Genomic DNA, 13,538 nt, shown 5'->3' on the forward strand with positions numbered 1-13,538 from the left:
TGATCGGCGAGCGCCGGACAATGGGCAACACTTCATCGCCATAGGAGTTTTCCCATGCCCACGTCCGTTGTCGCCGCGCTGCAGATCGGCTCCCTGCCAGAAGGCAAGGCCGCCACCCTGGAACAAATCCTGTCCTTTGAAACCGCCATCATCGAGGCCGGCGCGCAGCTGGTGGTAATGCCCGAAGCCTTGCTCGGCGGCTACCCCAAGGGCGAAGGCTTCGGCACCCAGCTGGGTTATCGCCTGCCGGAAGGCCGGGAAGCCTTTGCCCGTTATTTCGCCAACGCCATTGACGTGCCAGGTGTGGAGACCGAGGCCCTGGCCGGCCTTGCGGCGCGCACCGGGGCCAACCTGGTGCTGGGGGTGATCGAGCGCGCCGGCAGCACCCTGTATTGCACGGCGCTGTATTTCGACCCGCAGCACGGTCTGGTGGGCAAGCACCGCAAGCTGATGCCCACCGGCACCGAGCGGCTGATCTGGGGCAAGGGCGACGGTTCGACCCTGCCGGTGCTGGACACCGAGGTCGGCCGGGTGGGAGCGGTGATCTGCTGGGAAAACATGATGCCGCTGCTGCGCACCGCGATGTACGCCAAGGGCGTGGAAATCTGGTGCGCGCCGACCGTGGACGAGCGCGAGATGTGGCAGGTCAGCATGCGCCACATCGCCCATGAAGGCCGTTGCTTCGTGGTCAGTGCCTGCCAGGTACAGGCATCACCTGCGGAACTGGGGCTGGACATCGCCAACTGGCCCGCCGAGCGCCCGCTGATCGCCGGTGGCAGCGTGATTGTCGGGCCTATGGGCGAGGTGCTGGCCGGGCCACTGGTGGGCCGCGCCGGCCTGCTGACGGCGCGGATCGACACCGCCGAGCTGGTGCGGGCGCGCTACGACTACGACGTGGTCGGCCACTATGCGCGCCCGGACGTGTTCGAGCTGACGGTGGACGAACGGGCCAAGGCCGGCGTGCGTTTCATCGGCGACGACGCCACTCCTCGCGGGTGATTTCCCAGAGTTCGCGCGGCAGGCGTCCGCAGACGAAGTCGTCATCGTCGCTGCCGACCAGGCGCATGCCGCTGCGTTCGGATATCCGCCGCGAGGCCAGGTTCGGCGCGGCCTTGGGCACTCGCATGAGGTCGCGATCCAGCACCTCGAACCAGTACTCGGTGACCGCCGCGCAGGCTTCGCTCATGTAGCCGTGCCCCCGCCAGGCCGGGCCCAGCCAGAAGCCTCGGTGGTTATCGGTTTCGTTCATCAGGCTGACACTGCCGATCAGCTGTTCGGGCGCGTCTTGCAGGCGGATCGACCAGTGCCAGGCCTCGCCACGCGCCATGGCCGGCAGCGCGTTGTCGCGCAGAAAGCTCAGGGCGCCATCGGCGGGATAGGGCCATGGCACCCGCGCATTGAGATAACGCACCACGTCCCAGTGCGCGAACTGTTGCTGGATGGCCTCGGCGTCGGCCAGTTGCAGCGGGCGCAGGATCAGGCGTGCGGTGTGCAGCGTGGGAGTCGGTTGCATGCTTGCGGCACCTTCCTTGTGATTGCCTTTGCGTTTTTTCAGCGGCCGCCGAGCACCAGGCGCTCGCTGAGGAAGTCGACGAACACTCGCAGCTTCGGCAGCAGATGTCGACTGCCGGGCCAGAGCACCGAGAACTTGCCGCTGTCGATCTGATCATCGTCCAGCACCGACATCAGCGAGCCGTCGGCCAGCGCCGTGCGTACCACGAAATCCGGGACGAAGGCGATGCCCAGGCCCTGGGTGGCGGCAAAGATTAGCGACTCCAGGTTGTTGCTGGTCAGCGCGCTGCGCAGCACCAGCGGCGGGGCGTCGGCGGGCAGGCGCAGTTTCCATTCCTGCAATTGCACGGTGCCGGGAAACTTGTAGCGCAGGCAGGCGTGCCGCTCCAGGTCCCGCGGGCACTCGGGCACGCCATGGCGGGCGAAGTAGTGGGGGGCGCTGACCAGCACAAAGCGGAACGGGCCCAGGGTACGCGACTTGAGCTGGGAGTCCGCCAGATCGCCGCTGCGGATCACCGCGTCGACGCCTTCGGCGATCACATCGATCAGCCGGTCGTTGAAGTCCAGGTCCAGCTCGATGTCCGGGTAGCGTTCGGTGAACTCCGGAAGGATCGGCAGCAGCATGCGATAGCCGATCGCCGGCAGGCTGACCCGCAACTTGCCGCGGGGCTTGTCGCTGAGGCGGGCCAGCTCGGCCTCGGCGTCCTGTACTTCGCCGACGATGCGTTGGCAGCGCTCGAAGAACAGCGTGCCCTCGTCGGTCAGGCTGATGCGCCGGGTACTGCGATTGAGCAGGCGCACGCCGAGCCGTTCTTCCAGGCGGGCCAGGCTTTTGCCCACCGCCGAGGCGGAAAGGCCCAGGCGTTGTGCCGCGCCGACCAGACTGCCGGCCTCGACCGTGCGCACGAAGGCCAGCATGCCACTGAGGTTGTCCATGGGAATCTCGATTGGAGCGGTTTTGTCCGTAAAGAACGGACTTAGGCCCTGTGTTTGGGTGATTGCGGCGAATCTACCATTGATCGCACCCTAATGTTTGCCTTGAGGTGCCGATGAATTCGCCAACCGATGTGCCCGCTGCGTTCGATGACGCTGTCACGGGCGGTTCTTCCTATGCGGTGCTCGCCGCCGTGTGCCTCGCGGCCCTGATCCTGCCGCTGACGTTCGTCGGCGTAGCGGTGGCGACCCCGGCCATCGGCCGCGAGTTGGGTGGCAGCCCGCTGGCCCTGGGCTGGATCACCAATGCCTTCATGCTGAGTTTCGGCAGCGCGCTGATGGCCGCCGGGACCCTGGCCGACGAGTACGGGCGCAAGCGGGTGTTCAGCCTCGGCGTTGGCCTGTTCGCCCTGGCGTCGCTGGCCCTGGCCTTTGCCCCTTCGGTGCTGTGGCTCGACCTGTTGCGGGGCGTGCAGGGACTGGCCGGCGCGGCAGCGCTGGCGGGCGGCTCGGCGGCCCTGGCCCAGGCCTTCGAGGGGCCGGCGCGGACGCGGGCCTTCAGCCTGCTGGGCACCACCTTCGGCGTGGGCCTGGCATTCGGGCCGATCCTCGCCGGGGTGCTGGTCGAAGCCTACGGCTGGCGTTCGATCTTCGTTTCCGGGACCTTGATCGGCGGCCTGTCGTTGCTGTTCGGCGTGCCGCGCATGCATGAGTCCCGCGACCCGGACGCGGCGGGTGTCGACTGGCCCGGCACCTTGAGTTTCACCGCGGCGCTGGTGGCGCTGACCTGGGGCATTCTGCAGGCGCCGCAAAGCGGCTGGGCCAGCCCGCTGGTCTGGGGCCTGCTGCTGGTGGCAGTGCTGGCGTTGCTGCTGTTCATCGTCCTGGAAGGGCGGGTCAAGCGGCCGATGCTCGACCTGTCGCTGTTTCGTTATCCGCGCTTTATCGGTGTGCAGGTGTTGCCGATCGCCACCTGTTATTGCTTCGTGGTGCTGCTGATCCTGCTGCCGATCCGCTTTATCGGCGTGGAAAGCTACAGCGAGATCGATGCCGGCTTGATGATGATCGCGCTGTCCGCGCCGATGGTGGTGGTGCCGTTGCTGGCCGCGTGGCTGACCCGCTGGTTCAGCGCCGGGAGCCTGTCCAGCGTTGGCCTGGCGATTGCCGCGCTCGGGCTTTATCTGCTCAGCCGGATCGCCCCGGGGCAGGCACCGGCGGCCAATATCTGGCCCATGCTGCTGATCGGCCTCGGCGCCGGTTTGCCCTGGGGCTTGATGGACGGCCTGTCGGTCAGCGTGGTGCCCAAGGAGCGGGCGGGCATGGCCACCGGCATCTTCAGCACCACCCGGGTGGCGGGCGAGGGCATTGCCCTGGCCCTGGTGGTGGCGCTGCTGGCCGGCTTGCTGCAATTGTCCATGGCCGCGGCGTTGCCGGAGCATCCGCAATTGCCGCTGGCTGCCCAGCAACTGGCCAGCGGCAACTTGCAGGCCAGCGCAGCGTTGTTGCCCGAGCTGGGCCGGGAGGTGTTGCTCGGGCTGTACGCCAAGGCTTTCACCTGGCTGTTGTATGCGTTGATCGCCATCACCCTGGTCGCGGCGCTGGTGGTGCGGTTGATGCTGCATGAGCCGCGCCGGGCTTGAGGGGCTCAGCGAAACTCGAAGAACTCGTAGTGCAGGTTGGCTTCGGGAATCGCGTATTCGCGCATCAAGGCCTTGACCCGTGCCAGCAAACCCTTGGGCCCGCAGAAACTGATCTGGATCTGGCGTGGATCGGTTTCGCCGGCGAGCCGTTTCAGGGTGTCGCCCAGGCGGTCGGCGCCGTCGGTGTGGCCGATGAACTCGACCCCGCGTTCCGCGGCCAGGCCCTGCAAGGTTTCGATGCTGGGAAAGGCCCGCGAGGGATTGCAGCAGTACACCAGGGTTGCCTGCTCGAAGCGTCCGGCGGCGGCATCCTGCAACCACGAGATAAAGGGCGAGATGCCCACACCACCGCCGATCCAGATCTCCCGGCCGGCATCGAGCCGCCGCTTGAAGCGGCCGTAGGGCGCGTAGAGGTCGGCGAGCATGCCGACCTTGACCTGCTGGCGCAGTTTCTGGGTGTAGTCGCCCAGGGCGCGGATCACGAACTCGATGCGCCCGTCGCTGGCGTGGGCGCTGGCGATGGTGAAGGGGTGCGGTTCGCGCAGGCCTTTTTCGCGCAGGGCGAGAAAGGCGAACTGCCCGGCCTTGAAGGCGAAACCGCGGTGCAGCGGGGTCAGCTCCAGGTGCAGCGAGTTTCTCTCCAGGGTCACGGCGCTGACCCGGTATTCGCCGGCCCTGGCCAGCAACGGATAGAGCAGCAGCTTGTACAAGGCGCCGAGCAGGCCCAGGCCACAGAGCGTGGTGAGCCAGATGCCCGAGGGATTATCCAGGGTGATCGGCGACTTGAAGCTCAGCCAGTGCAGGATGACGATCGCGAACAGCGGCCCGGACAGCTTGTGCCACCAGCGCCACTGGCTGTAGGGAATGTTGCGGTTCAGCGCCAGCAGCACGATCAGGCCGAGGGCCACATAGCTCAGCTGCCGCACCAGGCGCGTCCAGTACTTGGACAGCTCGACGATCGGCACGCTTTGCCAGCTATCCAGGTTGGCCTTGAACACCAGGTGATAGCTGGCGAAGACCAGCGCCCAGATGCCCAGCCACTTGTGGGCCTCGTAGACCCGGTCGAGGCCGCCGAACAGCCGCTCGACCCAGCGCCAGCGGCTGGCGAGCAGGCAGGACAGGGCCATGCAGGCCAGCGCGCCGGCACCCAGGACCAGGCTCAGGGTGGCGGATGTCAGCCAGGTATCGCTGGGGATTTCCAGCAGGACGGTGAGGGCGGTGATCAGCACGATGCCAAGCACCGGATAGTGGGCTTTCACAGGGGAAGACGCCTCCGGATGGGATGGCGCCGGCGCAGGCGTCGACGCGCAGGGTGGGTCAGGGGCGGCGCGGTGGAGCGCGGCCCGCGGGCATTCTAGCGGCAGCCCGCGGGCGCCGGACTGATCTGCATCAGCGCCGGCTCAATAGACGGGCAAGGGATGATGGCGCAGCCAGTCCTGGGCGAAATCCAGGTAGGCGCGCACGATGCTCGACGGTGGCTGCCCGGCGGGATACAGCAGGTGCAGGTGCTGCTCGGGCATGGGCAGCCACGGCAACAGCACCCGCAGGCGGCCTTCGTGCAGGGCCTGGGCGGCGAGAAAGGCCGGCAGCTCGGTGACCACCTTGCCGGTCAGCGCCAACTGGCGCAGGTGCAGGTAATCGTTGGCGGCGAACAGCGGATCGGGGCTGAACGTGTGTTCGCCCAGTTGCCAGCGCTCCCGGGCATAGGGATGGCGCGACCAGACGGCGCAGGGAAAACCCCGCAGATCTGTCGGGGTTTGCGGCGTGCCCAGGCGCTCCAGCAGTTGCGGGCTGGCGACCAGCAGGTGGCGATAACTGCCCAGCAGGCGCGCCGGGCGTTCTTCGTCGAGCGAGGGCCCGGCGTGCAGGGCGACGTCGATCTCGTCCTGCGCCAGGTCGCCCTGCGGTTCGTTGCCGCGTTCGCTGGTGTAGACCGCCACCTGGATTTCGGGATGGCGGCGCTGGAATTCGGCCAGCAGTTGCCACCAGTTTTCGAACGCCGCGGGCACCGAGACGCTGAGGCGTCCCCGCAGCTGCAATCGATCATTTCTGACAGCCTGCTCGCCTTCGGCCAGCGCTTCGATTCCGCGGCTGGCGTGTTCGTAGAGCTGGCTGCCGGCGGCGGTCAGCCGGGGGCCGCGGGGAGAACGTTCGAGCAGTTGTACATCGAGGCTGCGCTCCAGTTCGCGGATGCCTCGGCGGATGGTGGCCAGCGGTAGTTGCAGCAGGCGGGCGGCGGACGAAATGCTGCCGCATTGGACCACGCTGACAAACATCCTGGCGGCGTTGAGATCCATGAGCGCTCCCTGTCGAAGATGAGGGAAAGCCTATCAGCTGCGGATCTTCCCGATCAAAAATGCGCGGCCGCAGGCGGGTTTTGTCGCGGGTTTTTTCTTCGACCGCCAGATCCAGCCAATAACTGTGTTCTTAAGGCGACGAGACGCGTCTAGCAGCGATAGCTTCGCGGCGGTGCGGGGCAGCAAGTGCGAGTCAGAACATGCAAGCGTTGTTGAACGAGATCCTCGACGAAGTCCGCCCTCTGATCGGCCAGGGCAAAGTGGCCAGCTACATCCCGGCGCTGGCCGACGTGCCGGCCAATCAGCTGGGGATTGCCGTGTACGGCAACGATGGCCAGGTGTTCAGCGCCGGCGATGCCGATACGCCGTTCTCGGTGCAGAGCATTTCCAAGGTCTTCAGCCTGGTGCAGGCCATCGGCCATTCCGGCGAGGCGATCTGGCAGCGCCTGGGCCATGAGCCGTCCGGGCAGCCGTTCAACTCCCTGGTGCAGCTGGAGTTCGAGCGCGGGCGCCCGCGCAACCCCTTCATCAATGCCGGCGCGCTGGTGATCTGCGATATCAACCAGTCGCGTTTCGCCGCGCCGGCGCTGTCCATGCGCGATTTCGTGCGGCGCCTGTCGGGCAACCCGCAGGTGCTGGTGGACGGCCGCGTGGCCGAGTCGGAATACCAGCACCGCGCGCGCAATGCGGCGATGGCCTACCTGATGCAATCCTTCGGCAATTTCCACAACGACGTCGAGGCGGTGTTGCGCAGCTACTTCAGCCACTGTGCGCTGCGCATGAGTTGCGTCGACCTGGCGCGGGCCTTCTGCTTCCTGGCCAACGACGGTTTCTGCAAGCACAGCGGCGAGCCGATCCTCACGGCGCGCCAGACCCAGCAGGTCAATTCGATCATGGCCACCAGCGGCCTGTACGACGAAGCCGGCAACTTCGCCTACCGCGTCGGCCTGCCGGGCAAGAGCGGGGTGGGCGGTGGCATCGTCGCCGTGGTGCCGGGGCAGTTCACCGTCTGCGTGTGGTCACCGGAGCTGAATGCCGCGGGCAATTCCCTGGTCGGCATGGCGGCGCTGGAACTGCTCAGCCAGCGCATCGGCTGGTCGGTGTTCTAGAACGCCGCACCGGTGTAGCCGCTGCCGAGCTTTAGCGAGGCTGCGATCGGCAACGCAGTTGCCGCAAAACCTGCATCCGCGATCTGCCTGGAGAAATGCCGCGTCCGATTTGCGATCGCTACGCGATCGTGCGCAGCCTCGCTGGCGCTCGACAGCGGCTACAGGATGCGCTGTCGGTGTAGCCGCTGCCGAGCTTTAGCGCGGCTGCGATCGGCAACGCAGTTGCCGTAAAACCTGCATCCGCGATCTGCGTGGAGAAATGCAGCGTCCGATTTGCGACCGCTACGCGCTCGATCGCAGCCTCGCTGGCGCTCGACAGCGGCTACAGGCTCGGCAGCGGCTACAGGGATTGTGGGGGTTACCAGACGACGTTGGCGGTCTTGGGCAGGCTCAACTGGCCTTTGTCGACGAAACGCATGGTGCCGAACAGGCCGCCGGCGAGCTTGCCACGCAGCACGTAGGGCAGGTTGTCGAGGCTTTGCGTCTGGCTCAGGCCCAGGGTCTGGCGCAGCACGGCGAAGGCCGAGACGCTGACCGGCACCACCAGCACGCCCTCGGAGAAGCGCCCGATGGTGCCGCGCTGGTCGCTGACCCCGGACGCCAGCGGCCGGCCGTTGACTTCCAGGTCCAGCGCCACGCCGTTGTAGTCGATCGCGGTTTCATTGGGGTTCTGCAAGCGCAGCTTGATCGCGAAACGCACTTCCAGGTCCTGGCTGGGCAGGGGGTCGATGCCCACCACATTGATATTCAGCGGATCGCGCTGGGGAAACAGGGCGCAGGCGCTCAGGCTGAGCAACAGCAGGGACAGGATAAGGCCGAAGGATCTGCGCATCGCGGAAGGTCTCAGGAGAAGAAGGCTGCGACGAATCTAACGCGCCCAGGCCGTGGCTACAAACCGCGAGCGCTTTGCCGGTGCTTTTGTAGGAGCGAGGCTTGCCCGCGATAGCGTCCGGTCTGGCACCGCACGGGCAAGTCGGATCGCCGTCCGCCCGTTCTGTCGGCGCGAGGCTTGCCGGCCCTATCGCGGGCAAGCCTCGCTCCTACAACGGCGTGGGGTTCAGGCGTTGGACTTGGCGCTCATGTCCGGGTCCTGCATGACCTTGAGGGTCGCCGCTTCCGGGTCGAACTCGTCTTCTTCGAGCTCGATGAATTCTTCCGGCAGGAAGATGTTCAGCAGGATCGCGCACATCGCGCCCACGGTGATCGGCGACTCGAAGATGTTGTGCAGCGCCTTGGGCAGCTCGCGCAGGACTTCCGGCACCGCCGCCACGCCCAGGCCCATCCCCAGGGAAATGGCCACGATCAGCACGTTGCGCCGGTGCAATCCGGCTTCGGCGAGGATCTTGATCCCGGCCACGGCAACGGTGCCGAACATAATCAGGGTCGCGCCGCCCAGCACCGGCTTGGGCATCAGTTGCAGCACCGCGCCGATCACCGGGAACAGCCCCAGCAGCACCAGCAGGCCGGCGATGAAGTAGGCCACGTAACGGCTGGCCACGCCGGTCAGCTGGATCACCCCGTTGTTCTGCGCGAAGGTGACCATCGGCAGGCTGTTGAACACCGCCGCCACGGCCGAGTTGAAACCGTCGGCCAGCAGCCCGGACTTGATGCGCTTGATGTACAGCGGGCCCTTGACCGGCTGCTGGGAAATCATCGAGTTGGCGGTCAGGTCGCCGGCCGCTTCCAGGGGCGAGATCAGGAAAATCACCGCCAGCGGGATAAAGGCGATCAGGTCGAAGGAGAAGCCGTACTTGAACGGCACCGGCACGCTGACCATCGGCACGTCCGGCATCGTTGCCATGTCCACCCGGCCCAGCAGCCAGGCGACGACGAAGCCCAGGGTCAGGCCGATGACGATCGAACCCAGGCGCAGCATCGGGTGGCTGAAGCGGTTGAGGACCACGATGGTCAGCAGCACCAGGGCGGCCAGCCCCAGGTTGCTGGCGGCGCCCAGGTCCGCCGTGCCGAAGCCGCCGGCCATGTCGGTGACCGCCACCTTGATCAGCGACAGGCCCATCAGGGTGATGATGGTGCCGGTCACCACCGGGGTGATCAGCTTGCGCAGCTTGCCGATGAACTGGCTGAGGAACATCTCGATAAAGGCCGCGCAGAAGCAGATGCCGAAGATGGTCGAGAGGATCTCTTCGTTGTTGCCGCCGCGGCCCTTGACCATCAGGCCGGCGCTGAGCAGCACGCTGATAAAGGAAAAGCTGGTGCCCTGCACGCACAGCAGGCCGGAGCCGATCGGCCCCAGGCGTCGGGCCTGGACGAAGGTGCCCAGGCCGGAGACGAACAGCGCCATGCTGATCAGGTAGGGCGTTTCGTTCTGCAGGCCCAGCACGCCACCGAAGATCAGGGTCGGGGAAATGATGCCGACAAAACTCGCCAGCACATGTTGCAGCGCGGCGAAGATCGCCGCGCTGAAATGCGGGCGGTCCTCCAGGCCGTAGATCAGGTCGGACTTGTAGCGCGGCGTGGAGCGATCAGGTGCGGTCATGGGAAAGAGCCTGCCAATGACGTGTCGATGGGGCATGAAACACGTGGAAAAAGGGGCGCGACACGGGTGGTCGAAGGATGGCGCAAGACAAATCTGCGAACCCGGTCAGAAAAATGGAGGCGAAGAATGCCAGAAAGGCGCCGGGGCCAGAAGGGTAGATTTGCCCCAACACCGATGCACCGCGTTTCTCCAGGCAGATCGCAGGTCCAGGTTTTGCGGCAACTGCGTTGCCGATCGCAGCCTCGCAGGCTCGGCAGCGGCTACAAAGACGCTGCACTCCCTGTAGCCGCTGCCGAGCGTGAGCGAGGCTGCGATCGAGCTGGGCGGCATTCCGACAAAGCGCTCGCCAAACCAGGCAGCGCGTCTCTCCAGGCAGATCGCGAAATCGCTACTGACAGTTCCTGACAGGAGGCTCTGCTAAGCTGCGCCGGTCTTTTCCTGCCGAGCCTGCCGACGTGTCGCGTACCACTCGTTTATTGACCCTGCTGCAAGTGCTGCGCAGCAAGCGCTGCCCGGTGACCGCCGCGGCGCTGGCGGCGGAGCTGGAGGTGTCCGAGCGCACCCTGTACCGCGACATCGCCGAGCTCACCGCCCTCGGTGCGCCGATTCATGGCGAGGCCGGGATCGGTTATGTGTTGCGCAGCGGCCTGTTCCTGCCACCCCTGATGCTCAATGCCGACGAAGCCGAAGCCATAGTGCTGGGCCTGCGGTATGTCGACCAGCGCGGCGACGAGGTGCTGGGCAAGGCCGCCGCCGATGCCCTGGCGAAGATCGCCGCGGTGCTGGCGCCGGCGGCCCGGGAAGCCTTGCACAATCCGACATTGCTGCCCGGCCCTCCGGGCTATCGCTTCCCGGAAAACGTGGTGCCGCTGAATGTCTTCCGCCAGGCCATCCGCGAGCAGGCCAAGCTGCAGATCGACTACGCCGACGTGAACCAGACCCCGAGCCAGCGCCTGATCTGGCCGCTGGCCCTGGGCTTTCTCAACGAGGCGCGGGTGATCGTCGCCTGGTGCGAGCTGCGCAACGATTTCCGCACCTTTCGCACCGACCGCATCGCCGTCGCCAGCGAGCAGGGTGAGCGTTATCCGGGGCGCCGCAGCGACCTGCTGCGCACCTGGCGCCAGCGCATGCAACTGGACGATGCCGGGCGTTTCACTCCTGACAAGAACTGACACCGCGGCGTCTTAGCATGGCGGCAGTCTCGATCAACAAGGAGTTGCAGCACCATGTCCAGCACCGCCACCTCACTCGCACCGGCCATCGCCGCCTACCTGGCCGCCACTAATGGCCGCGACAGTTCGGCCGTCGCCAGTTTCTTCGCCGCGGACGCCCAGGTGTTCGATGAAGGCCAGCACCAGGCCGGCACCCGAGCGATTGCCCAGTGGATGGACGACACCGGGCGCCGTTACCAGCCACGGCTCGAGGTACTCAAGGTCCAGCAGCGCACCGGCAAGGTGCTGGTGGACAACCTGATCTCCGGCAGCTTTCCCGGCAGCCCGCTGGAGTTGCGCTACGTGTTCCGCCTCGACGAACAGGGCAAGATCGCCCGGCTGGATATTTCCTTGTAGCTGCTGTCGAGCGTGTTTCCAGATGGATCGCTTGCGGCAACTGCGTTGCCGATCGCAGCCTCGCGGGCTCGGCAGCGGCTACAGGGGTCGCGGCGCGCCTGTTTTTTGCCCAACACTGAACGTGTCGTCGCTGCTCGGCAGCGGCTACACGGCATCGCAGTTCCCGGGGCGTGGCATACTGCGCGGCACATTTGCCGATGCGTGGACGCCATGCCTTTCGATTCCCCCCTCAGCGCCTACCAGTACGCCCTCCAGGAGCGCGGTTTTGTCGCCGACGCGGCCCAGGAACGGGCGATGCAGGCCTTGCAGCAGTGCCATGCCGCCTTGCAGGAAGGGCGGCGTCCCATCCGGGGCGTCTATCTGTGGGGGCCGGTGGGGCGCGGCAAGACCTGGCTGATGGACCAGTTCTACCAGAGCCTCGACGTGCCGGCGCGGCGTCAGCATTTCCACCATTTCATGGGCTGGGTCCACCAGCGTTCGTTCCAGCTGACCGGCACCGCCGACCCGTTGCAGGCCCTGGCCCGGGAGCTGAGCGAAGAGGTACGGGTGCTGTGTTTCGACGAGTTGTTCGTCAATGACATCGGCGACGCGATCATTCTCGGGCGCCTGTTCCAGGTGATGTTCGAGCAGGGCGTGGTGATGGTCTGCACCTCCAACCAGCCGCCGCAACAGTTATATGCCGACGGCTTCAACCGCGAGCGCTTCCTGCCGGCGATTGCCGCGATCGAGCAGCACATGCAGGTGGTGGCGGTGGACGGCGACCAGGACCATCGCCTGCACCCCGGGGCCGCCACCCAGCGTTACTGGGTGACCCCGGCCGGTGAGCCCAGCGCCCTGGGGCCGGTGTTCGCGCAACTGACCGCGGGGCAGGCGGTGTCCGGCGCGGCGCTGTCGGTGGGCTACCGCGAGGTGCAGGTGGTCAAGGCCAGCGAGCAGGTGCTCTGGTGCCGTTTCGCCGACCTCTGCGAACAGCCGTTCGCCGCGATGGACTTCATGGCCCTGTGCGACCGCTTCAGCGCGATCCTGCTCAGCAAAATCCCCGAACTCAGTGCGCAACAGCGCCCGGGGCGCATTGCCCGTGGCACCGAAGACGGGGTCGAGCGGGTAGAGGCCGGCGACCGCGAGCTGCCGCAGTTGTCGGTGCACGACGACGGCGTGCGGCGCTTCATTGCCCTGGTGGACGAATGCTACGACCGCAAGGTGCCGCTCTACCTCGAGGCGCAGGTGCCCATGGAGGCGCTGTACACCGAGGGCTACCTGGAGTTTCCATTCCGCCGGACCCTCAGCCGCCTGAAGGAGATGCAGTTGCAGCGTTTCGGCTGAGCAGGCCATTACAAGGGAGACCTGACCGTGAACCAGCCCCTGTCCCATCATCTGCTGACCATGGCCTACCAGAATGCCTGGGCCAACCACCGCCTGGGCAAGGCCTGGGAAGTGCTGGACCCGAGCGAGCTGGCGGCGCCGCGGGTGAGTTTCTTTCCCAGCCTCAAGGCCACCCTCAACCACATCCTCACGTGCGACTGGTTTTATGTCGACGCGCTGGAGCGCGAGATGCGCGGCGCGGCGCCGCGGCTCGACTGCTATGTGTTTTTCGACGACGAGGAACCCTTCGACCAGGCTGCCGACCTGCGGCGCGAACAGGCGCTGGTGGACCGTCGGCTGATCGCCTACTGCGAGCAATTGCGCGATGCCGACTTGCAGCGCATCGTCACCATCGCCCGGGAACAACCGCAACGCGATACCCGGTTGCGCCTGCTTTCGCACCTGTTCGAGCACCAGTTGCACCATCGTGGCCAGGTGCACGCCATGCTCGCCGGCACCCGGGTGGCGCCGCCGCAGCTGGACGAGTTTTTCTGCGCGGGCGAGGCGGCCCTGCGCGCCGGGGACTTCGCCGAGCTGGGCTGGAGCGAAGCGCAGATCTGGGGCCCGGGCGCCTGAAGCAAAAGCGGCGCGGTATTTGCTCGTTTCGTCATGTCGCGCTG

At 66.4% G+C, this 13,538-nt stretch carries 13 protein-coding genes; 7 read left to right on the plus strand and 6 right to left on the minus strand.

Annotation, left to right across the window (positions count from 1 at the left end; genetic code table 11):
- Positions 1–54: 54 nt before the first annotated feature.
- Positions 55–999 (plus strand): carbon-nitrogen hydrolase family protein, encoded by a 945-nt coding sequence (locus tag TO66_RS14530; RefSeq protein WP_044462979.1) that lies wholly within the window; start codon positions 55–57, stop codon positions 997–999.
- On the opposite strand, the gene TO66_RS14535 is transcribed toward TO66_RS14530, so the two are convergent.
- Entirely contained in the window at positions 968–1,513 is a 546-nt protein-coding gene (locus tag TO66_RS14535) for a GNAT family N-acetyltransferase (protein ID WP_044462980.1), read from the minus strand. The genes TO66_RS14530 and TO66_RS14535 overlap by 32 nt on opposite strands.
- A 38-nt stretch (positions 1,514–1,551) precedes the next feature.
- On the minus strand, positions 1,552–2,448 hold the full coding sequence (locus TO66_RS14540; RefSeq protein WP_044462981.1) for a LysR family transcriptional regulator: 897 nt from the start codon (positions 2,446–2,448) through the stop codon (positions 1,552–1,554).
- A gap of 113 nt (positions 2,449–2,561) precedes the next feature.
- On the opposite strand from TO66_RS14540, the gene TO66_RS14545 reads away from it, so the two are divergent.
- The gene (locus tag TO66_RS14545) at positions 2,562–4,085 is read left to right on the plus strand and encodes an MFS transporter (protein WP_044462982.1); all 1,524 of its coding nucleotides are present in this window, start codon (positions 2,562–2,564) and stop codon (positions 4,083–4,085) included.
- A gap of 5 nt (positions 4,086–4,090) precedes the next feature.
- On the opposite strand, the gene TO66_RS14550 is transcribed toward TO66_RS14545, so the two are convergent.
- Both TO66_RS14550 and TO66_RS14555 read right to left on the minus strand, forming a co-directional pair.
- Entirely contained in the window at positions 4,091–5,344 is a 1,254-nt protein-coding gene (locus TO66_RS14550) for a ferric reductase-like transmembrane domain-containing protein (protein ID WP_044462983.1), read from the minus strand.
- Positions 5,345–5,485: 141 nt separating this feature from the next.
- The gene (locus TO66_RS14555) at positions 5,486–6,382 is read right to left on the minus strand and encodes a LysR family transcriptional regulator (RefSeq protein WP_044462984.1); all 897 of its coding nucleotides are present in this window, start codon (positions 6,380–6,382) and stop codon (positions 5,486–5,488) included.
- Between the two features lie 200 nt (positions 6,383–6,582).
- Between TO66_RS14555 and glsB the strand changes: the two genes are divergently transcribed.
- Positions 6,583–7,491, plus strand: coding sequence for a glutaminase B (gene glsB, locus TO66_RS14560; protein ID WP_044462985.1), 909 nt, complete (start codon positions 6,583–6,585; stop codon positions 7,489–7,491).
- Between the two features lie 358 nt (positions 7,492–7,849).
- Here the strand turns inward: glsB and TO66_RS14565 are convergent, their stop codons facing one another.
- Positions 7,850–8,323, minus strand: a complete 474-nt coding sequence (locus tag TO66_RS14565) for an LEA type 2 family protein (protein WP_044462986.1) — start codon at positions 8,321–8,323, stop codon at positions 7,850–7,852.
- A 225-nt stretch (positions 8,324–8,548) separates the two neighbouring features.
- Positions 8,549–9,988 (minus strand): nucleobase:cation symporter-2 family protein, encoded by a 1,440-nt coding sequence (locus TO66_RS14570; RefSeq protein WP_044462987.1) that lies wholly within the window; start codon positions 9,986–9,988, stop codon positions 8,549–8,551.
- A 455-nt stretch (positions 9,989–10,443) separates the two neighbouring features.
- Here TO66_RS14570 and TO66_RS14575 point away from each other — a divergent pair, with 455 nt between their 5' ends.
- The 4 genes from TO66_RS14575 to TO66_RS14590 all read left to right on the plus strand — a co-directional run bounded on the left by TO66_RS14575 (position 10,444) and on the right by TO66_RS14590 (position 13,494).
- Positions 10,444–11,160: a YafY family protein gene (locus TO66_RS14575; protein ID WP_044462988.1), complete on the plus strand. Its 717-nt coding sequence runs from the start codon at positions 10,444–10,446 to the stop codon at positions 11,158–11,160.
- A 54-nt stretch (positions 11,161–11,214) separates the two neighbouring features.
- The gene (locus tag TO66_RS14580) at positions 11,215–11,556 is read left to right on the plus strand and encodes a nuclear transport factor 2 family protein (protein ID WP_044462989.1); all 342 of its coding nucleotides are present in this window, start codon (positions 11,215–11,217) and stop codon (positions 11,554–11,556) included.
- Positions 11,557–11,766: 210 nt separating this feature from the next.
- A complete protein-coding gene (gene zapE, locus TO66_RS14585) occupies positions 11,767–12,879 on the plus strand; it encodes a cell division protein ZapE (RefSeq protein ID WP_044462990.1) in 1,113 nt (370 codons plus the stop codon).
- Between the two features lie 27 nt (positions 12,880–12,906).
- Positions 12,907–13,494: a DinB family protein gene (locus TO66_RS14590; protein WP_044462991.1), complete on the plus strand. Its 588-nt coding sequence runs from the start codon at positions 12,907–12,909 to the stop codon at positions 13,492–13,494.
- Positions 13,495–13,538 lie beyond the last annotated feature (44 nt).

It is taken from the genome of Pseudomonas sp. MRSN 12121 (assembly GCF_000931465.1).
Taxonomy (GTDB): domain Bacteria; phylum Pseudomonadota; class Gammaproteobacteria; order Pseudomonadales; family Pseudomonadaceae; genus Aquipseudomonas.